The 23,743-nt window shown below is 73.8% G+C and carries 1 pseudogene; it reads left to right on the forward strand.

The features are described from left to right. Positions 1-105: 105 nt before the first annotated feature. Positions 106-23,706, forward strand: a pseudogene (locus tag OG299_RS41170) (amino acid adenylation domain-containing protein); the annotation flags it as partial. Positions 23,707-23,743 lie beyond the last annotated feature (37 nt).

Genomic DNA, 23,743 nt, shown 5'->3' on the forward strand with positions numbered 1-23,743 from the left:
TCCCGGAAGGAACTCCTGATGTCTGAACAGAGTCGGCTGGAACTCGCCCTGCCCGCGATCCGGGAGCTCAAGCGGCGGGCGACCGATCTGGAGGCACAACTGACCGAACCGGTCGCGATCGTGTCGATGGCGTGCCGGCTGCCGGGCGGGGTGGGGACTCCGGAGGAGTTCTGGGAGCTGCTGTCCTCGGGTGGGGACGCGATCGAGGGGTTCCCGTCGCGGTGGGACGGCTGGGACGTGTACGACCCGGATCCGGAGGCCGTGGGCAAGAGCTATGCGCGGACCGGTGGATTCCTGCGGGACGTCGAGGAGTTCGACGCCGGTTTCTTCGGGATACCGCCGCGCGAGGCGCGGGCCATGGACCCGCAGCAGCGGGTCGTCCTGGAGACCGCCTGGGAAGCCCTCGAACGGGCCGGGTACCCCTCCGAAGCCGTCGAGGGCAGCAACACCGGTGTCTACCTGGGCACGATGAACGGCGACTACGGCAGCCTGGGGCACGGCCTCGGGGACCAGGACGGCTACGTCAACACCGGCAGGGCGAGCAGTGTGCTGTCGGGCCGGGTGTCGTACGCGCTGGGGCTGCGGGGCCCGGCCGTCACGGTGGACACGGCGTGTTCGTCTTCGCTGGTGGCCCTGCACTTGGCGGTGACGGCGCTGCGGCAGCGCGAGTGCGACGTCGCGCTGGCCGGCGGTGTGACCGTGATGTCGACGCCGTCAGTGTTCGTGGAGTTCTCCCGGCTGCGGGGCACCGCGGCCGACGGCCGGTGCAAGAGCTTCTCCGCCGACGCGGACGGGGCCGGCTGGTCCGAGGGCTGTGGCGTGCTCGTACTGAAGCGGCTGTCGGCGGCGCAGGCCGACGGTGACCGGGTCCTGGCCGTGATCCGCGGTTCGGCCGTCAACCAGGACGGCCGGTCCCAGGGGCTGACCGCTCCGAACGGGCCCTCGCAGCAGCGCGTGATCCGGGAAGCCCTGTCGCGGGCGGGGCTGTCCCCGGCGGACGTGGACGCCATCGAGGCACACGGCACCGGCACCCCCCTCGGCGACCCGGTCGAAGCCGGTGCGCTGGCCGAGGTCTTCGGGCCGGGGCGGTCCGCGGAGCAGCCGGTATGGCTGGGGTCGTCGAAGTCGAACATCGGTCACGCCCAGGCCGCCGCGGGCGTGGCCGGCGTGATCAAGATGGTGCTCGCCCTCCAGCACGAGCAGCTGCCCCCGAGCCTGTACGCCGAGCGGCCCAGCGAGCACGTCGCATGGGAGGGCAGCGGGCTCGAGCTGCTGGGCGAGGCGCGCTCCTGGTCGCGGGAGGAGTCCCGGCCGCGGCGCGCGGGCGTGTCGTCGTTCGGCCTGTCCGGGACCAACGCCCATCTGGTCCTCGAAGAGGCACCGACGGGCACGGGATCCCCGGAGGAGCCCGAGGCGCCCGCCGTACGGGCCGTCCCCGGACAGGCCGCCGCCGGCGGGGTGTTCCCGGTGGTGGTGTCGGGCCGGGACGCGGGTGTGGTGCGGGCGCAGGCCGGGCGCTGGGCTGCCTGGTGGCGCGCGCACCCGGAGGTGTCCCTGGAGCGGGTGGCGTCCACCGCGCTGTGGCACCGCGGCTGGTTCGACCAGCGGGGAGCCGTCCTGGCCACCACCCGCGACGAGGCCATCAGCCGGTTGGAAGCGCTGGCCGAGGGGATCGAGACGCCCGGTGTGATCGCCCCCGTCGAGGGACTGGGCGACGAGGCCCTTCAGGGGGCCGGTGCCGGGGGTGTGTGGGTGTTCCCGGGTCAGGGGTCGCAGTGGGAGGGCATGGGCCGGGCGCTGTATGGGAGTTCGCCGGCGTTCGCGCGGGCGGTCGATGCGTGTGATGCGGCGTTGCTGCCGTGGACCGGATGGTCGGTGACCGAGGTGATCACCGGGCAGCGGCCGTTGTCCGGGGTGGAGGAGGTGCAGGCGGCACTGTTCGCGATGGGTGTGGGCCTGGCCGCCTGGTGGGAGTCGATGGGTGTCACCCCGCGGGCCGTGATCGGGCATTCGCAGGGTGAGGTGGCCGCCGCGGTGGTCGCGGGCGTCCTGACCGTCGAGCAGGGCGCGAGGATCGTGGCGGCGCGTTCCCGGGCCGTGGCCACCTGCCGTGGTCAGGGCGGCATGGCCGTCGTCGAACGCGGCCATGAGTGGATCGGCGAGCGCCTGGCCGGCACCGGCCTGTCGATCGCCGCGGTCAACACTCACACGTCCACGGTGATCTCCGGGGACGCCCATGCCCTGGACACCCTGCTGGCGCAGCTGAAGACCGAGGACGTGTTCGCCCGCCGGGTGCAGGTCGACTACGCCTCCCACAGCGCCCACATGGACCCCCTCCTCCCCGCCCTGGCCGAGGAGCTCGCCGGCCTCCAGCCGGCAGCCGGACGGATCCCGCTCTACTCCACCGTCCACGGCCGTCTGGCCCACGGCACCGAGATGGACGCCGACTACTGGTGCGCCAACCTGCGCCGGCCGGTCCGCTTCGACCAGGCCGCCCAGGCGGCCACCGCCGACGGCCACCACACCTGGACCGAGATCAGCCCGCACCCCGTCATGGCCATGGCCCTCGACGAGATCACCCAGCAGCACGGCGGAACCACCGTCGCCACCGCCCACCGGAACCAGGCCGACACCACCGACGTCCTGTCCTCATGGGTCCGCGCCGGCCTCGCCCGCGGGAACGGCTGGCCGTGGGAGCGCGCGGTGCCGCGGACGCCGGTGGAAACGGCCCTGCCCACCTACGCCTTCGACCGCCGGCGCTACTGGCTCCCCACCTCCGCCGGCACCCCGGCCGACCCCTCGGCCTGGGGCGCGGACGGGCTCGACCACCCCTGGCTCCCGCTCTCCACCCCGCTCGCCGACGACGACGGCCTCGTCCTCACCGGCAGGATCGACGCCACCGCACCCGGACAGCGCTGGCTCAACGACCACAAGGTGTTCGGCACCGTGCTCCTGCCCGGCACCGGGATCCTCGACATGGTCCTCGCCGCCGCCGAACGCGTGGGCGCCACCGGGATCGACACCCTCACCCTGACCACCCCCCTGGTCCTCCCCGCGACCGGCGCGCTGCGCGTCCAGGTCGCCGTCACCGGCGCCGACGGCCACGGGGGCCGCCAGGTCACCGTCCACACTCACCCCGACCCCGACACCCACCCCGACGCGCCCTGGACCACCCACGCCACCGCCCGGCTCACCCACCCGACAGCCGGCGACACCCACGGCGACGGCTTCCGGGACCTGCGGAGCGGGCCGGTGGCGGGCACCACACCCGTGGATCTGGACGGGTTCTACGACGGGCTGCGCGAGCGCGGGATCGACTACGGACCCGCCTTCCAGGGCCTGGTGGAGCTCTCCCGCAGCGGCGACACCGCCTACGCCGTGGTCCGCCTGCCCGAGTCGGCGGCCGGGGCCGGGGCCGAGAGCGCGGCGGCAGGCGGCTTCGCGGTGCATCCGGCGCTGCTGGACGCGGCGCTGCACGCGGTCGCCGTACTGGACGCCGACACCGGACGGGTGTCGCTTCCCTTCGAGTGGACCGGGGTGGAGCTGTACGCCACCGGGGCCACCGAACTGCGCGTCCGGATCGAGCGGGACCCCGCGTCGTCCGAGGCCCGGCTGTGGATGACGGACGCCCACGGCGATCCGGTGGCCTACGTGGACGCGCTCGTCCTGCGCCCGGCGACCGAACAGCAGCTGCGACAGCGTACGAGCGACCACCTCTACCGGCTCGACTTCCGGCCTTCCCCCGCGACCCGCGAGGTACCGGCCGAGACCTGGGTCCTCGGAGGCTCCGGCGACCTCGCGCACGCGACCGGCGGACGGCCCGTCACCGACGTGGCCGGGCTGCGCGCCCTGCTCGACGCCGGCGACGAGCCCCCGGCCCGCCTCGTCGTCGACAGCACCACGCGGGACCCCGGTGACCTGGCGGACGCGGTGCGCACGGCCACCGCCACCGCACTGCACGTGTTGCAGGGTCTGCTGGCCGAGTCCCGGCTGGAGGGGACCGAACTGGTCTGGGTGACCCGGCAGGCCGTACCGGCCGGGCCGGGGGAGGGCGTCGACGGTCTGGTGCACGCCCCGGTCTGGGGCCTGGTCCGTGCCGCGCGCGCCGAGTACCCCCAGCGGTCGCTGCGGCTGGTGGACACCGGTTCCGCGGCCGAGGACACCGCTGTGCTCGCCAGGGCCGTGTCCGTCGCCGACGAGCCCGAGATCGCCGTACGGGCCGGAGGGATACGGGTCGCGCGGCTGGTCCCGGTCGACCCGGAGCCGGAAGGCGCCACCGGGGAAACTCCGGTACCGGAGGGAACGGCACTGGTCACCGGCGGAACCGGTGAGCTGGGCCGGGAGCTCGCCCGGCACCTGGTGCGCACCCGCGGCGTCCGGCGCCTCGTACTGACCTCGCGTCAGGGCGAGCGGGCCCCGGGGGCCGCCGGCCTCGCCGCCGAACTCACGGGGGCCGGGGCTGAGAGCGTACGGATCGTGGCCTGTGACGTCGCCGACCGGGAAGCCCTCGCCGGTCTGATCGGTTCCATCGACGATCTGGACTCGGTGTGGCACCTGGCCGGCGTACTGGACGACGGACTGCTCCCGGACCAGAACGCGCAGCGGCTGGAGCGCGTACTGGCTCCGAAGCTGGACGCGGCGCTGCACCTGCACGAACTCACCCGAGAGCACTCGCTGTCCGAGTTCGTCATGTTCTCCTCGCTCGCCGGAGTGCTCGGAAGCCCCGGCCAGAGCACGTACGCCGCAGGCAACGCCTTCCTCGACGCCTTCGCCGTATGGCGGACGCACGCGGGCCTGCCCGCCAGGAGCCTGTCCTGGGGCCTGTGGGAGCAGGCCGGCACGGGGCTGACCGCACATCTCGGCCGGGCCGAGCTGACCCGGATCCGGCGCATGGGCGTCGAGCCGCTCTCCGTGGACCAGGGGCTGCGGGCACTGGACGCGGCGCTGGCGGTGGATTCGCTGGGACACCTGGTTCCCGTGCGGCTCGGGCTGGCCGCGCTGCACCGCGGCCAGCCCGAGGTGCCGGTACTGCTCCGCGGCATGGTCAGGACGCGCCTGCGGCGGGCGAACGCGGGGGAGGCCCCGTCGGGCCTGCGCGGCAGGCTCGCGGCGCTCTCCCCCGACCAGCGGCGGGAGACGGTGACGCTGCTGGTGCGGTCGGCGGCGGCGAACGTGCTCGGCCTTCCGGACAAGGGCGCGGTGCCGGCCCAGCAGGTGCTCAGGGACCTCGGCCTCGATTCGCTGATGGCCGTGGAACTGCGGCGCCGGATCTCGCAGGAGACCGAGGTCCCGCTGCCCGCGACGCTGGCCTTCGACCACCCGACCCCGGCCGCCATGGCCGAGTTCCTCCTGGAACGGATGGACCTGGCACCGGCCGCGCCGCCCACCGGGGCCGTCGCACCGGCCGCGGGCGAGGCCCAGGCCCAGGCCCAGGACGACGATCCGGTCGCGATCGTGTCGATGGCGTGCCGGCTGCCGGGCGGGGTGGGGACTCCGGAGGAGTTCTGGGAGCTGCTGTCCTCGGGTGGGGACGCGATCGAGGGGTTCCCGTCGCGGTGGGACGGCTGGGACGTGTACGACCCGGATCCGGAGGCCGTGGGCAAGAGCTATGCGCGGACCGGTGGATTCCTGCGGGACGTCGAGGAGTTCGACGCCGGTTTCTTCGGGATACCGCCGCGCGAGGCGCAGGCGATGGACCCGCAGCAGCGCCTGGTGCTGGAAGCCTCGTGGGAGGCCCTGGAGCGCGCCGGATTGCGCCCCGGAACCCTCGAGGGCAGCAACACCGGCGTGTACCTCGGTGCGATGGGATCGGACTACGACCGATTCCACCGGCACGACCTGAGTGCGCTCGACGCGTACGGCTCGATGGGCAGCGCCGGCAGCGTGCTGTCGGGCCGGGTGTCGTACTCACTGGGGTTGCAGGGCCCGGCGGTGACGGTGGACACGGCGTGTTCGTCTTCGCTGGTGGCCCTGCACCTGGCGGTGACGGCGCTTCGCCAGGGGGAGTGCGACATCGCGCTGGCCGGCGGCGTGACCGTGATGTCGACGCCCTCGCTGTTCGTGGAGTTCTCCCGGCTGCGCGGCATGGCCGCCGACGGCCGGTGCAAGAGCTTCTCCGCCGACGCGGACGGGGCCGGCTGGTCCGAGGGCTGCGGCGTGCTCGTACTGAAGCGGCTGTCGGCCGCGCGGGCCGACGGCGACCGCGTCCTGGCGGTCATCCGCGGTTCGGCCGTCAACCAGGACGGCCGCTCCCAGGGGCTGACCGCCCCGAACGGGCCCTCGCAGCGGCGCGTGATCCAGCAGGCCCTGTCGCGGGCGGGGCTGTCCCCGGCGGACGTGGACGCCATCGAGGCGCACGGCACCGGCACCCCCCTCGGCGACCCGATCGAGGCGGGAGCCCTGGCCGAGGTCTTCGGACCGGGACGGTCCGCGCAGCAGCCGGTGTACCTCGGTTCGTCGAAGTCGAACATCGGCCACGCCCAGGCCGCCGCAGGCGTGGCCGGCGTGATCAAGATGGTGCTCGCGCTCCAGCACGAGCAGCTGCCCGCGACCCTGCACGCCGACGAGCCGAGCCCCCATGTCGTATGGGAGGGCAGCGGGCTCGAGCTGCTGGGCGAGGCGCGCTCGTGGCCGCGCGAGGACTCCCGGGTACGGCGGGCGGGCGTGTCCTCGTTCGGGCTCAGCGGGACCAATGCCCACCTCGTCCTGGAGGAGGCGCCCGCCGTACGGGCCGTCCCCGGACAGGCCGCCGCCGGCGGGGTGTTCCCGGTGGTGGTGTCGGGCCGGGACGCGGGTGTGGTGCGGGCGCAGGCCGGGCGCTGGGCTGCCTGGTGGCGCGCGCACCCGGAGGTGTCCCTGGAGCGGGTGGCGTCCACCGCGCTGTGGCACCGCGGCTGGTTCGACCAGCGGGGAGCCGTCCTGGCCACCACCCGCGACGAGGCCATCAGCCGGTTGGAAGCGCTGGCCGAGGGGATCGAGACGCCCGGTGTGATCGCCCCCGTCGAGGGACTGGGCGACGAGGCCCTTCAGGGGGCCGGTGCCGGGGGTGTGTGGGTGTTCCCGGGTCAGGGGTCGCAGTGGGAGGGCATGGGCCGGGCGCTGTATGGGAGTTCGCCGGCGTTCGCGCGGGCGGTCGATGCGTGTGATGCGGCGTTGCTGCCGTGGACCGGATGGTCGGTGACCGAGGTGATCACCGGGCAGCGGCCGTTGTCCGGGGTGGAGGAGGTGCAGGCGGCACTGTTCGCGATGGGTGTGGGCCTGGCCGCCTGGTGGGAGTCGATGGGTGTCACCCCGCGGGCCGTGATCGGGCATTCGCAGGGTGAGGTGGCCGCCGCGGTGGTCGCGGGCGTCCTGACCGTCGAGCAGGGCGCGAGGATCGTGGCGGCGCGTTCCCGGGCCGTGGCCACCTGCCGTGGTCAGGGCGGCATGGCCGTCGTCGAACGCGGCCATGAGTGGATCGGCGAGCGCCTGGCCGGCACCGGCCTGTCGATCGCCGCGGTCAACACTCACACGTCCACGGTGATCTCCGGGGACGCCCATGCCCTGGACACCCTGCTGGCGCAGCTGAAGACCGAGGACGTGTTCGCCCGCCGGGTGCAGGTCGACTACGCCTCCCACAGCGCCCACATGGACCCCCTCCTCCCCGCCCTGGCCGAGGAGCTCGCCGGCCTCCAGCCGGCAGCCGGACGGATCCCGCTCTACTCCACCGTCCACGGCCGTCTGGCCCACGGCACCGAGATGGACGCCGACTACTGGTGCGCCAACCTGCGCCGGCCGGTCCGCTTCGACCAGGCCGCCCAGGCGGCCACCGCCGACGGCCACCACACCTGGACCGAGATCAGCCCGCACCCCGTCATGGCCATGGCCCTCGACGAGATCACCCGGCACCACGGCGGAGTCGCCGTGGCCAGCGCCCACCGGGACCGGGGCGACACCACCGACGTCCTCACCTCGTGGGTCCGCGCCGGCCTCGCCCACGCCGACGCATGGCCCTGGCAGCAACTCGTCCCCCGGACACCCCCGGCGAGCGAGCTGCCCACGTACGCCTTCGACCGCCGGCGGTACTGGCTCGCCGCCCCCGGCACCCCGCCCGCGGACGCCTCCGGGCGGGGCGTGGACGGGGTGGGCGGCGTGGACGGGGTGGACCACCCGTGGCTCACGCTGTCGACACCGCTGGCCTCGGGAGACGGACTGATCCTCACCGGCACGATCGACCCCACCGACGGCGGGCAGTCCTGGCTGGGCGACCACCGCGTGTTCGGCACGACGCTGCTGCCCGGCACCGGGATCCTCGACATGGTCCTCACGGCCGCCGAACGGGTCGGCGCCGGCACGGTGGAGACCCTGACCCTCACCACCCCGCTGGTCCTGCCCGAGACCGGGCGGCTGCGGCTTCAGATCGCCGTCACCGACCTCGACGGCCACGGGCGCCGCCAGGCCACCGTGCACACCCACCCCGACCCCGACGCCCACCCCGACACGCCCTGGACCACGCACGCCACCGCCCAACTCGCCCACGGCACAAGGCCGCACGACCCCGAACCCCTCGACTGGGCGGCGGCGGTCGGATCCGCGGAACCCGTGCCCCTGGACGGGTTCTACGAGCGCTTCCGCGAGCGCGGACTCGACTACGGCCCTGCCTTCCAGGGCCTCGGCGCCCTCTGGCGGCAGGGCGACGAGCTCTACGCCCTCCTCCGCCTCCCGGAGGACCTGCGGCCCGAAGGCTTCGGGATCCATCCCGCCCTCCTGGACGCCGCGCTCCACACGATCCTCACCGCCGAGGAAGCCCAGACGCCCGGCGACGAGAACACGGGGCACCGCGACGGCAAGCGGGTCCTGCTGCCGTTCGAGTGGAGCGACGCCCGGCTGTACGCGACCGGGGCCTCGGTCGTGCGGGTGCGCGTACGCCTCGACGGCACGCGCGAGCAGGCCGAGCTGTACGTGACGGACGAGCACGGGGACCCGGTCGTCACGGCGGGCCTCCGCCTCCGGGAAGCCCGCGCCGAAGGCCTGCGGACGGCGGCGCAGCAGCACCTGTACCGGCTGGAGTTCCAGGAATGCCCGTCGACGCCCGCCGCCGGGCCCGCGGACACCGTGATCACCACCGGCCCCCTCGCGGCCACACTGGGACTGCCCGTACTGCCCGTACTGCCCGTACCGGACGCGGGAACCGCCACCGGACCGGTTCCGTCCCGCATCGTCGTGGACGCCACCCGGCCCTCCGGCACCCCGGAGGAGTTCACCGCGGCTGCCCTGGCCCGTGCGCGTGAGCTGCTGGCCGATCCACGCCTGACCGGTACCGAACTGGTCTGGGTGACTCGTCAGGCGGTCTCCGCGGACGAGGGCGAGGGCGTCGACCTGACCTCTGCGCCCCTGTGGGGCCTGCTGCGTGCGGCACGCGCCGAGGGACACCCGGTGCGGCTGCTCGACGTGGACGCCGGCGCGGACGCGGACACGGTGCGGGCGGCACTGACCCTGCCCGAGCCGGAGCTGGTGGTCCGCGGCCGGACGGTACGGGTGCCCCGGCTGGTCCGGTTCTCCCCGCACGACACGGCACCCGACGGCGGCCACGCCGCCGCGTCCGCGGCCGAGGGCACGGTGCTGATCACCGGTGGCACCGGTGAACTGGGCCGGCAGGTCGCCCTGCACCTGGTGGGCTCATGGGGAGTGCGCAAGCTGGTCCTGGCCTCCCGCCGGGGTGACGCCGCGGACGGTTCCGACGAGCTCGTCGCCGAACTGACCGCCGCCGGGGCCGCCGACGTACGCGTGGTGGCCTGCGACGTCACCCGTCGCGAACAGCTGGCCGGACTCGTGGAGTCCGTCCCGGACCTCGTCGGCGTGTGGCACCTGGCCGGCGTGCTCGACGACGGGCTGCTCACCGACCAGACCCCGGAGCGTCTGGAACGCGTCTGGGCGCCGAAGGCACGCGCGGCATGGTGGCTGCACGAGCTGACCGCGGACCGTCCGCTGACCTCGTTCGTGGTGTTCTCGTCCGCCGCGGGTGTCCTCGGAAGCGCCGGGCAGAGCGGCTACGCCGCGGCGAACGCGTTCGCGGACGCGGTCGTGCTCGAGCGGCGCCGACAGGGACTTCCCGCACTGAGCCTGTCCTGGGGGCTGTGGGAGCAGGCCGGTACGGGCCTGACCGCGCACCTGGGCCGGGCCGAACTGGCACGGATGCGCAGGCAGGGCGCGGCCCCGCTGACCGGCGCCCAGGCGCTGGGGGCTCTCGACACCGCGCTGACCGGCCGGCGGGCGCACCTCGTACCCCTGCGGATCGATCTGTCCGGGGCCGAGGACGACCGCGCGCCGCTGCTGCGCGGCAGGACCCGGATGCGCAGGCTCGCGGACACCCGTACGGACAGCGCCGACACCGGCTGGTCCGCCCTGCCGGAACCGCAGCGCATCCGCGCGCTGGCCGACCTCGTGCGGCGCGAAGCGGCCGCGGCACTGGGCCGCCCCGACGAGATCCGCCCCGACGCGGAGTTCACCGGACTCGGACTGGACTCCCTGATGGCCGTGGAACTGCGCCGCAGGCTGTCCGCGGAGACCGGACTGTCCCTGCCCGCGACGGCCGTCTTCGACCACCCGACGCCCGCCCGCCTGGCGGAGTACCTGAACGGCTGCCTGGGCGACCTGGGAGAACTGGGAGGCCAGGGACAGGTCGCGGTCCGTCCGCGCGTGGAACGCGTGGAGCGGCGCGACGTCCATCCCGCGACCGAGGGGCAGCGCAGGCTGTGGTTCCTGGAGCAGATGAGCCCCGGCACGGCCGAGTACAACGTGACGATGCCGGTCCGGGTCCCCGAACCGCTGGACCGCGAGGCGTTCGCCTCCGCCGTCGAGCACGTGGTGCGGCGGCACGAGGCCCTGCGCACGGGCCTGGAGAGCCGCGACGGCGAACTGGTCCAGGTGGTGTACGAGGAGTTCGGCAGCCCCCTGTGCTTCGAGGAGGTCGCCGGCCCCGATGAGCTGGCCGACCGGATCCGCGTCGAGGCAGAGACGCCCTTCGACCTGTCCGGCCCCGTGCTGCTGCGCTGCCTGGTGCTGACTGGCGCCGACGAACAGGTGGTCTGCCTCACCCTGCACCACGCGATCGTCGACGCCTGGTCGCTGGTCATGACGCTCAACCAGCTGTTCGCCGCGTACGGGGAGTTCCGCGCCGGCCGCGTACCCGACAGCGGGAGCGCGTCACTCGTGCACCTCGGCGACTACGCCGGCTGGGAGCGGGACTCCATCGCGCGGGGAGCCTTCGAGACGGGACTGGGCTTCTTCCGGGACGAACTGTCCGGGGTCCCGCGTCTGGAACTGCCCCCGAGCGACCCGGACTCCGGCGCGGACAAGGTCGGATTCGCCGTGTCCGACGCCCTCCGGGGCGAGCTGGAGGCCCTCGCCTCCGAGGCGGGGGTCACCCTGTACACGGTGCTGGCCAGTGCCTTCGCGGTACTGCTCGCCCGGTACGGCGACCAGCGGGACTTCGGCATCGGCACGGTGTGGTCCGGGCGCGGGCTGTCCGGGTCGGCGGAGATCGTCGGCTTCCTCGCCAACACCCTGCCGCTGCGCTGCGACCTCTCCGCCGACCCGGACGTGCCCGAGCTGCTGGCGGCGATGAAGTCCCGCGTGCTCGGCGTGATGGAGCACCAGAACGTGCCCCTGTCCGAAGTGGTCAAGGTCGTCGACGCCGAGCGCAACGGCGAGGAGAACCCGCTGTTCCGGGCGGTCTTCAACTACGGCCTGGGCGCGGAGCCGGACGACGACACGTGGCGGCCCTTCGCCGGGTTCTTCACCGGCAACGTCGCGGGAACCGCCAAGTTCGAGCTGACCATGAGCCTCGCACCCGCCGCGGAGGGACTGCGCGGTGAGCTGGAGTTCCGGACCCACGTACTGGACCGGGAATCCGCACGGGTCATGGTCGCGAACTTCGAGACCCTGCTGACCTCCTTCGTCCGGGACGGCGGCCTGCCGGTCAGCCGGCTGCCCCTGCTCCACGCCGAGGAGGAGGGCCGGTTCCGGAGGCCCGGCGCCGGGGCGGCTCCGGAGCCGGCCGCGCTGCCCGCGCCGCAGGCACAGGCGGAGCCGTCCGCCGGCGGTGACCGGGTGTGGGAGACGGTGCTCTCGGCCTGGTCGCAGGTACTGGAGGTGGAGCCGGACGAGGTGGACCCGGACAGCGGGTTCTTCGATCTGGGCGGCACGTCGTTGACGGCGGTGCGGGTCCACGAGCTGGTCCGTGACGGCCTCGGCCGCGAGTTCCCGCTCGCGACGCTGTTCCGCCACTCCACGGTGCGGCAGCTGACCGCGTTCCTGCGCGCCGACACCCCCGCACCCGCGGTGACCCCGGCAGCGGCGACGGCGACGGCGACGGCCGAGCAGCGTACGGGCACGGGCGGCACGGGCCCGGACCAGGACGCGGTGGCGATCGTCGGCGTGGCCCTGCGCCTGCCCGGCGCGCGCGACGCGGAGGAGTTCTGGGCGAACCTGCGCGGCGGTGTCGAGTCGATCCGCCGCTTCACGGACCAGGAGCTGCTGGACGCCGGGGTGCCCAGCAGCGTGCTGGACGATCCCGCGTTCGTCCCCGCCAAGGGGTACGTGGAGGACGCCGATCTCTTCGACGCCGAGTTCTTCGGGTACTCGCGGTCCGAAGCGGAGAACATGGATCCGCAGCACCGGCTCTTCCTGGAGACGGCCTGGCAGGGCCTGGAGGACGCCGGCGTCCTGCCCGGCGCCGACCACGGCCGCATCGGAGTCTTCGCCGGCGCCGGATTCGGCGGCTACAACACCGGAACCGTCCGAGGCGACGAGATCACCGAACTCCACGAGTTCTACCGCAATCTCCTCGGGAACAAGTCCGACTTCGTGTCCACGAGGGTGGCGCACAAGCTGAACCTGCGCGGTCCGGCGCTGACCGTGCAGACGGCGTGCTCCACGGGTCTGGTCGTCGCACACCTGGCCCGGCAGAGCCTGCTGCGCGGGGAGACCGACGTGGCCCTCGTCGGCGCCTCCGCGCTCACCTTCCCCCTGGAGTACGGCTACTACCACCAGGAAGGCTTCGTCTTCTCCCCGGACGGCTCCTGCCGTGTGTTCGACGCCGAGCGCCAGGGCACCGTGGTGGGCAACGGTGTGGTGGCGGTGGTGTTGCGTCGGCTGTCGGACGCGGTCGAGGCAGGGGACCGGATCTACGCGGTCATCCGCGGCAGCGCCATCAACAACGACGGCTCAGACAAGGTCGGATTCACCGCGCCGAGCGTGAGCGGCCAGGCCGCCGTCATCACCGACGCGCTCGCCGACGCCGGACTGTCGTCCGCCGACATCGGCTACGTCGAAGCACACGGCACGGCCACCGCCATGGGCGACCTCATCGAGGTCCAGGCCCTCCAGGAGGTCTTCACCGCCGAGCGTGACGAGCCCTGCGCCGTCGGATCGGTGAAGTCGAACATCGGCCACGTCGACGTGGCCGCGGGCCTGGCGGGGCTGGTCAAGGCGGCGCTGTGCGTCTACCACGGCGAGCTGGTGCCCACGGTCAACTTCCAGCGCGTCAACCCCGAACTCGGCCTGGACCCGGCCGTCCTACGGATCAGCGACGACACCCGCGCCTGGGCGGGCACCCGCCGCGCCGGGGTCTCCTCCTTCGGCATAGGCGGCACCAACGCCCACCTCGTACTGGAACAGCCGCCGCAGCCCGCCACGCCCACCGCCCCGGCACGGGCCGCTGCGCTCGTGGTCGTCTCCGGACGGACCCCGCAGGCACTGCGGGACCAGGCCCGCCAATGGGCCGACTGGCTCACCCGGCACCCCGACACCCCCCTCACCGACCTCGCCCGTACGACCACCCGTAACCGCCGGCACTTCGACCACCGGGCCGCCGTACTCGCCCATGACCTGGACGAGGCGGTGCGCGGGCTGACCGCGTTCGGGGACGGACACGCCGACGACGCGGTGTGCACCGGCGTGGCCGAGGAACGCGGCAAGGTCGTGTTCGTCTTCGCCGGCCACGGATCGCAGTGGCCGGGCATGGCGCAGCGCCTGCTCGCCGAAAGCCCGGCCTTCGCCGAGGCGGTTGCCCGCTGCGACGAGGCACTGCGCCCCTGGACCGGCTGGTCGGTCCGCGAACTGCTGGCGGACCCCGAGGCGAGCGGGCTGAGCCTGGACGACGTCGAGGTGACCCAGCCCGCCCTGTTCACGGTCGCCCTCGGCCTGGCGGAGGTGTGGCGGTCCGTCGGCCTGGAACCGGAGGCCGTGGTCGGGCACAGCCAGGGTGAGGTGCCCGCCGCCGTCGTCGCCGGAGCGCTGACCCTGGAGGAGGGCGCCAAGGTGGTCGCCGTCCGCAGCCAGGCGTTCGACCGCATCGAGAGCGGCTCGGGCGGCATGGCCGTGCTGGGACTGCCGCTGGCCGAGGTGGAGGAACTGCTCGCCGGATACGGCGGTGCGCTGTCGGTGGCCGTGGTGAACACCCCGGGTTCGGTGGTGGTGGCCGGCGCGGCGGACGCGGTGGGCGACCTGCTCGCGAGGCTGGCGGACCGTGACGTGTTCTCCCGCCGGATCAAGGCGGACCGCGCCGGACACTGCGGCCTGGTCGACCCCATGCTGCCCGAGGTCGAAGCGGCGCTGAGCGGACTGCGCCCCCGCGCGACGACGGTGCCGATGTACTCCACGGTGACCGGCGCGCGGATCGGCGGAGAGGCCCTGGACGCCCGGTACTGGTGCCGCAACCTGCGCGAACCGGTGCGCATGGACCTGGCGCTCGACGCACTGAGCGCCGACGGCTTCGGCGTGTTCACCGAGATCAGCGCGCACCCGCTGCTGGCGATCCCGCTGACCGCCTTCACCGCCGACCGGGGCGGAGTGGTCCTGGGCAGCCTGCGCCGGGACCACGGCGGCCTCGACCAGATCGTGCGCGGCCTCGGCGAACTGCACGTCCACGGCCACCCGGTGGACTGGACCCGGGTCATCGACGGCCCCGGCCGCCTGGTCGGCCTGCCCGGCTACGCCTTCCAGCGGCAGAGCTACTGGATCGACGGCGGATCCCGTACCCGGCAGGAACGGCAGGCACCCCCCGCGGACCTGGCGGCCCGGCTGGCGGCACTGCCCGAGCCGGCCCGTGCCCCCGCCGTGCTGGAGGCCGTGCAGGAGGTCCTCCGCGGCGTCCTCGGACTCGGCGAACCCATGCCCGTGGACGAGCGGTTCCAGGAGCGCGGGCTGGATTCGATGATGGCCCTGCAACTGCGCAACCGGCTCAGCGAGGTGACCGGCACGCCGCTGCCATCCACGCTCGCCTTCGAGCACCCCACGCCCCAGGCGGTCGTGGACCATCTGCTGGCCCACGCCTTCTCCGAGCTGCCGCCTTCCGGTCCGGTGATGGAACGCGCCGAGCGGCGCGACGTCCACCCGGCGACCGAGGGCCAGCGCCGGCTGTGGTTCCTGGAGCGGATGCATCCGGATTCCGCGCAGTACAACGCCGTTCTCCGGCTGGAGGTGGCGAGCCCCCTGTGCCCGGAGACGTTCGGCCGGGCCCTGCGTACGGTGATGGAACGTCACGAGGCGCTGCGCACCGGGTTGGAGCTGCGCGACGGCGAACTGGTCCAGGTGGTGCACCGGGAGTTCACCGTCCCGCTGCGGCACGAGCGGGTGGCCGATGCCGACGCGCTCGACCGGACGCTGTACGCGGAGGAACGGACCCCGTTCGAGCTGGATGCCGAGACCCTCTTCCGCTGCCTGCTGGTGGACTCCGGCGAGATGTGGACCCTGTGCCTCACCCTGCACCACGCCATCACCGACGGCTGGTCGCTGTCCCTGCTGCTGAACGAGCTGTACGAGACGTACCGGGCCCTCGCCGGGCAGCAGCCCCTCGAGCTGCCGGAGGTCCGCTACCACCTCGGCGACTACGCGCGGTGGGAGAAGCAGGCCGTCGAGCAGGGCGCCTTCGAGCGCTCGCTCGCGTACTTCGCGTCCGAACTGGAGGGAGCCCAGCGTCTGGAACTCCCCGCCCGGGACACCGCCGAGAACGACCGGGGCGACCAGGGTGACCGTGACGACCGTGACGACCAGGGCGACGCCGTGCACTTCACCGTGCCCGCGGAGCTCCGGGCCGCTCTGGACGAGCTGGCCGCACGCAATTCCGTCACCGGGTACACCGTGTACGTCAGCGCCTTCGCGGTGCTGCTCGCCCGGTACACCGACCAGTACGACTTCAGCATCGGCACGATCTGGTCGGCGAGGGAGCTGCCGCAGGTCGCGGAGACCTTCGGATTCCTGGCGAACACCCTGCCGCTGCGCTGCGACCTGACCGGGGCGGTGTCCTTCGAGGACGTCCTCGCCCGCACGCACACCCGTGTGCGCGGGGTGTTCGAGCACCAGAGCGTCCCGCTGACCGAGGTCGTGCGCGTCGCCGGCGGTGACCGAACCGGCGAGGAGAACCCGCTGTTCCGGGCGGTGTTCAACTACGGCGGCGCGGCCTTCCCCACGATCGGCACGGGCGAGGAGGCCTGGCGGCTTCCCACCACGGGCAGCGTGTCCGGCAACGTCCGGGGCGCGTCGAAGTTCGAGCTGGGCCTCACCCTGACCGCCGACGGCGAGGTGCTGCGCGGGGAGCTGGAGTTCCAGTCGCACGTGCTGGACCGGGACTCGGCCGACCGGATGGCCGCCAACTTCGAGACCCTGCTGGCCTCGCTGGCCGAGCGGCCCGCCCGTCCGGTCCGCGAGAGCGAACTGCTCTGCGGTGCGGAACGCCGCTGGCTCGCCGAGCACGGCGGCGACGTCGCGGCCCGGCCCGCCGGCGAGACCGCGTTCCAGCGGATCCTGGAACAGGCGGCACGGACCCCCGACGCGGTGGCCGTGGTGTCGGACGGACACGAGCTGACCTACCGGGAGGTGTCCGCGCGAGCCCGCGCGATCGCCCGGCGGCTCGCCGCACTGGGCGTGACCCGTGGCGACCTGGTCGGCCTCTGCCTTCCCCGCACGGCCGATCTGCCGGTGGCGATGCTCGGCACCTGGATGGCCGGGGCCGCCTACGTTCCGCTGGACCCGGCGTACCCGAAGGCGCGTCTGGACCATGTGGTGTCCGACAGCGGCCTCGGGGTGGTGATCTCGGCCGGCTCCCTCGCGGACGTCCTGCCGGACGGCCCGCGCGTGCTGTCCGTCGAGGAGGCCGCCGAGGAGACCGCCGAGGACGGGCACCACGGACAGCAGCCGGACGCGGCTGTGCCGGTCCGACCGGAACCGTCCGACCCCGCCTACGTCATCTACACCTCGGGCTCGACGGGCACCCCGAAGGGCGTGGTGGTCGAACACGCGCAGTTCGCCGCCTTCTGCCTGGCCATGGACGACCGCGTCGGCGGTGGCGCCGACGGCACCTGGCTCGCCGTGACCAGCGTGTCCTTCGACATCTCCGGCCTCGAACTGCTGTGGACCCTGACCAGGGGCCACCGCGTGGTCGTCGCCGGCGGAGAACTCGGCGCCTGGGCCGGATACCGGCAGTACGGGCCGACGCACCTGCAGTGCACGCCGTCACTGGCCAGGATGCTGCTGGCGGACGCGGAAGGCCGTGAGCTGCTCGGCGGGCTGCGGCTGCTCCTGGTCGGCGGCGAAGCGCTCGACCGCGGCCTGGCCGACCGGCTGCTGCGGACCTGCGGCGGCGACGTGCTCAACATGTACGGGCCCACGGAGACCACCGTCTGGTCGACGACCTGGCGCGTCGAGCCCGGCCCGGTTTCGCTGGGATCGCCCGTCCTCGACACCCGGCTGGCCGTGCTCGACCGGCACCGGCAGCCGGTACCGCGCGGCTGTCGCGGTGAGCTGTGGATCGGCGGGCGCGGTGTCGCGCGGGGCTACTGGGACCGGGCCGCGCTGACCGACGAGCGGTTCGTGGCGGACCCGTACGAGGGCGCGGGGCGGATGTACCGCACCGGGGACGTCGTCCGCTACCGCGAGGACGGCTCACTGGAGTACTGCGGCCGCGTGGACAGCCAGGTGAAGCTGGCCGGACACCGCATCGAGCTCGGTGAGATCGAGTCCGTGGTCGCCGGCTGCGCCGGCGTGCGGGAAGTCGCGGCGGTCGTACGCGAGGACGCCGGCCCGGCGGCCCTGTGGGTGTACTACTCCGGGGACGCCGGCCGGCAGGTCCTGGCCGAGCACGCCGCGGCGCGGCTGCCGGTGTCGATGCTGCCCGCGCGGTGGATCCGGCAGGACAGCCTGCCGCTGACACCGAACCGCAAGATCGACCGGCTGGCACTGGCCGCACTGCCCGCGCCGCGGCCGGAGCTCGCGCAACCGGCCGCCGAGGGCGACCGGGTGTGGGACGCGGTGGTCTCGGCCTGGTCGCAGGTACTGGACCTGGCCGAAGTGGACCCGGACCGCGGCTTCTTCGAACTGGGCGGAACGTCGATGGCGGCGCTGCGGGTCCACGAGCGGCTCTGCGCCGCCCTGGACCGCGAGTTCCCGCTCGCGACGCTGTTCCGCTACTCCACGGTCCGGCAGCTCACCGCGTTCCTGCGCGGCGACACCACGCGCACGGTGACCGCGGCCGCGACGTACCGGCAGCGTCCGGACGAGGACGCGGTGGCGATCGTCGGCGTGGCCCTGCGCCTGCCCGGTGCCAATGGCGCGGACGAGTTCTGGGCGAACCTGCGCGGCGGAGTCGAGTCGATCCGCCGCTTCACCGAGCGGGAACTGCTCGACGCCGGGATACCCAGGAGCGTGCTGGAGGACCCCGGCTTCGTCCCGGCCAAGGGGTACGTGCAGGACGCCGATCTCTTCGACGCCGAGTTCTTCCGATGCTCTCCGTCCGAAGCGGAGAACATGGATCCGCAGCACCGCCTCTTCCTGGAGACGGCCTGGCAGGGCCTGGAGGACGCCGGCATCCTGCCCGGCGCCGACCCCGGCCGCATCGGGGTCTTCGGCGGAGTCGGCTTCGGTGGCTACGACCAGGGCGATTCCGAGGACGCCTCGGAGGTCTTCCGCTCGGCGATCGGCAACAAGAACGACTTCCTCGCGACCCGCCTGGCCCACAAGCTGAACCTGCGCGGACCCGCGCTGACCGTGCAGACGGCGTGCTCCACGGGTCTGGTCGCCACGCACCTGGCCCGGCAGAGCCTGCTGCGCGGAGAGTCCGACGTGGCCCTCGTCGGCGCCTCCGCACTCACGTTCCCCCTGGAACAGGGCTACCAGTACCAGGAAGGCTTCGTGGCCTCGCCGGACGGACACTGCCGGCCCTTCGACGCCGACGGCGCGGGCACGGTCCTCGCCAACGGTGTGGTGGCGGTGGTGTTGCGTCGGCTGTCGGACGCGGTCGAGGCAGGAGACCGGATCTACGCGGTCATCCGCGGCAGCGCCATCAACAACGACGGCTCCGACAAGGTCGGATTCACCGCGCCCAGCGTGAACGGCCAGGCCACCGTCATCACCGACGCGCTCGCCGACGCCGGACTGTCGTCCGCCGACATCGGCTACGTCGAAGCACACGGCACCGCCACCGCCATGGGCGATCCCATCGAGATCCAGGCCCTCCAGGAGGTCTTCACCCCCGACCGCGACGAGCCCTGCGCCGTCGGATCGGTGAAGTCGAACATCGGCCACACCGACGTGGCCGCGGGCCTGGCGGGGCTGGTCAAGGCGGCGCTGTGCGTCTACCACGGCGAGCTGGTGCCCACGGTCAACTTCCAGCGCGTCAACCCCGAACTCGGCCTGGACCCGGCCGTCCTGCGGATCAGCGACGACACACGGGCCTGGTCGGGCACCCGACGGGCCGGAGTGTCCTCGTTCGGCATCGGCGGCACCAACGCCCACCTGGTCCTGGAACAGCCGCCCCAGACCGCCGCGCAGCCCGCCCCGGCACGCGCCGCGGCGCCCGTGGTCGTCTCCGGACGGACCCCGCAGGCACTCCGGGACCAGGCCGGCCGGTGGGCCCGGTGGCTCACCGAACACCCCGACACCACCCTCACCGACCTGGCCTGGACCACCACCCGGCACCGCGAACACTTCGCCGAACGCGCGTCGGTGGCCGGATCCGACCTGACCGCGGTCATCGAAGGACTGACCGCCATCGCCCACGACCGGCCGGACGCGACGGTCACCCTCGCCACCGCACGGCCGGGCAAGGTCGTCTTCGTCTTCCCCGGCCAGGGTTCGCAGTGGCCGGGCATGGCCCGGCGCCTGCTCACCGAAAGCCCGGCCTTCGCCGACACGGTCGCCCGCTGCGACGAGGCACTGCGCCCCTGGACCGGCTGGTCGGTCCGCGAACTGCTCCAGGACGAGGACCGCATCGCCTGGGACCGCCTGGACATCGCCCAGCCGGTGCTGTTCACCATGTACCTCGGCCTGGCGGCGGCCATGCAGGAGCTGGGCCTGGAAGCCCAGGCCGTCGTCGGACACAGCCAGGGCGAAATCCCCGCGGCCGTGGTCTCCGGCGCCCTGACCCTGGACGAAGGCGCCAGGATCGTCGCCGCACGCAGCACGGCCCTCGCCGCGCTGGACTCGGACGGCGAGATGGCGACGGTGGAACTCCCCGTCTCCGAAGTCTCGACGGCACTGGCGCCGCACGGGGACGCCGTCTCGGTCGCCGTGGTGAACACACCGGGATCCACGGTCATCTCCGGTGACCGGGCGGTCGTCGAAGAGCTGCTCTACGCGTGGGACGACCAGGACGTGTGGTGCGGCAAGCTGAACACCTCCTGCGCGTCCCACAGTTCGCACATGGACGCACTGCTGCCGGGCCTGCGGGACCGCCTCGCCCCGCTGCGCCCCCGCCCGACCGGCATCCCGCTGTACTCCACCGTGCTGGGCCGGCGGGCCTCGGGCGAGGAGCTGGACGCCGCGTACTGGTGCCGGAACCTGCGCGAACCCGTACGGCTCGACCTCGCCCAGCAACAGCTGCTCGCCGACGGGTACACGGTGTTCGTCGAGGTCAGCCCGCATCCCGTGCTGGCCATGCCACTGGCCGACGGCGGCGCGGACCGGGACGCGGTGGTCCTGGCGGCCATGGAACGAGACCAAGGCGGCCTGGACCGGCTCCAGCGCACCCTGGGCGCGCTGCACGCGCACGGTGTCGGGATCGACTGGCCGGCGGCCGTCCCCGACGGCCGCATGGTCGGCCTGCCCGGCTACGCGTTCCAGCGGCAGCGCCACTGGAAGGAACCCGCCCGCCGCAAGACGACCGACCAGCGGTTCTGGGACGCCGTCGGGGCGGGCGAGGCCGACGCGCTCGCCGAGCTGCTCGGCGCGTCCGGGCAGCACCGGGACAGCGTCATGGACCTGCTGCCGCTGCTCCGGCGCTGGCACCAGGGCCGCGACGACCACGCCGGGATCGCCGACTGGCTGTACGAGGAGACCTGGCAGCCCGCCGAACCCGCCCCGGCACCGGCGGACGGGGTCTGGGCCGTCCTCGGCGACCCCGCGTCACCCGCCGCGGAGCTGGTGGCGGCTCTCGGCGAAGCGGGCGCCGCCGCGCACCGGGCCGGCACGGACCCGGGTGACCTCGCCTCCCTGCCGGCGGAGCTCAAGGGCGTGATCGTCCTGACGCCGCCGGACGAGGACGGCACGCGGCACGGATTCCTCCGGACCGTACGACTGCTGCAGGAACTCGGAACGAGCCACCCCAGGACTCCGGTGTGGCTGGTCACCAGGGGCGCCGTCGGCGTGGACGCGGCCGATCCGGTCACGCGTCCCGAGCAGGCCCTGCTCCACGGACTGGGCCGGGTCGCGGCACTGGAACGCCCCGAAGCCTGGGGCGGCATCGCGGACCTGCCCGAACAGCCGCACCCGCACTGGGCCGGGCAGCTCGTCCGCGCCGTCCTCGCCGGCGACGACGAGGACCAGATCGCGCTGCGCGCCGACGGCCGGTACGTACGCAGGCTGCGCCGCACCACGCCCGCACCGGGCGCGCCGTGGACGACCAGCGGCACCGCCCTGATCACAGGTGGCACCGGCGCCCTCGGCCGGCGGCTCGCCCGCTGGCTCGCGGAACGCGGCACGCGGCGCGTCGTACTCGCCTCCCGCTCCGGCGAGGTCTCCGCGCGGTTCCGCGAGGAACTCGAGGCGACCGGGGCGGAGATCGTGACGGCGGCCTGCGACGTCGGTGACAGGAGGCAGGTCGCCGAACTGATCGACCGGATCGACGCCGGCGGCCCGCCGCTGACGGCCGTCGCCCACCTCGCCGGGATCGCCGGAATGGCACTCCTGGCCGAGCTCGACGGAGCCCGGGCCGCCGAGGAACTCTCCGCGAAGGTGTCCGGCGCCTGGCACCTGCACGAACTGCTCGGCGACCGGCCCCTGGACGCGTTCCTGCTGTACGGCAGCGGCGCCAGCCTGTGGGGTGCGGGCGGCGGGACGACCTACGCGGCCGGCAACGCCGCGCTGGACGCCCTCGCCCGGCACCGGGTGGCGGGCGGCCGCACGGCCACCGTCGTCCACTGGGGCGGCTGGGCCGACGGAGGCATGGTGACGGAGGAGGCCGAGGAGCAGCTCCGGGAACGGGGCCTGCGGATGATGGCCCCGGACCGGGCACTGGGCGCACTGGACCTGGTACTCGGAACGGACCGGGTGGCACTGGGCGTGGCCGACATCGACTGGTCCCGCTTCACCCCCACCTTCTGCGTCGCCCGGCGGCGTCCGCTGCTGCTGGGCATCCCGGAGGCGCGCGCCGAGATGACGGGCACGCGCCAGGAGAGCGGACTCGGCGAGCGGCTGGCGGGCATGGGACGGGACGCACGGCTGCGTACGGTGCTCGAACTGGTCCGCGTCGAGGCCGCCGCCGCCCTCGGGGTGGCGGACGTGCCCGCCGAACAGCCCCTCCAGCAGCTCGGGATGGACTCGCTGATGGCGGTCGGCCTGCGCGCCAGGCTCGCCAGGCGGACCGGCCTGCCGCTCGGCACGGACGTACTGTTCCGGCACGGCAGTTGCGCCGGCATCGCGCGACACCTGGTCGACGAACTCACCGGGCGCCCGCCCGGCACCGAGGACTCGGCCACCGCCTCGCCGACGGCCTCGGCTGACCAGCTGGTGCGGGTGCTCAAACCGGCGCCGAACCCCAGGGCACGCATCCTGTGCATGGCCGGAATGGGCGGCACGACCACCGCCCACATCCCGCTCGTCCCGTACCTTCCCGAGGACGTGGAACTGCTGGGCATCCGGGTTCCCGGCCGTGAGGGCAGCGGCGGGGAGGCCCCGGTGAATGATGTGAACGTGCTCGTCGACCGGGTCGTGGCGGAGATGTCCGACCGTCTCGACGTGCCGGTCGTCCTGTACGGGCACAGCCAGGGCGCAAGCGGAGTCTGGGAGATCGCCCACCGGCTGGGCAGCAGGGCGGGCGGACCGGAACTGTCCCTCGTCGCCGCCTGCGCGCTGCCGCCGTTCACCGAGGCCCCGGAGGAGCTCCAGCGGTTCCAAGAGGTGTCGGCGCTGTGGGACACGGCGGAGCCGGGGACCCTGGCCGAGGCCTTCCGGGGGGTGCTGCCCGACGGGATCCTCGCCCACGGCGAGGTCTTCGCCGGCTACCTGGAGAACCTGCGGAACGACTCCGCGATGTGGACCCGGTACCAGCGCATGCTGGACGCCGACCGCAGGGGTCCGCTGGACATCCCGGTCACGGCGGTGTCGGCCACGGCCGACCCGGTGCTGCCCGAGGGCACGATGAAGGGCTGGTCCGCGCTGACCAGGGGCACGTTCACGACCCGGAGCATCGAGGGCGCGCACTCGGCGCCGATGGAGAACCCCGAGGCCATGGCCCGGCTGCTGACCGCGGCCGTCCCCGCCGGGCCGACGC

The sequence above is a fragment of the Streptomyces sp. NBC_01296 genome, assembly GCF_035984415.1.
Lineage (GTDB): Bacteria > Actinomycetota > Actinomycetes > Streptomycetales > Streptomycetaceae > Streptomyces.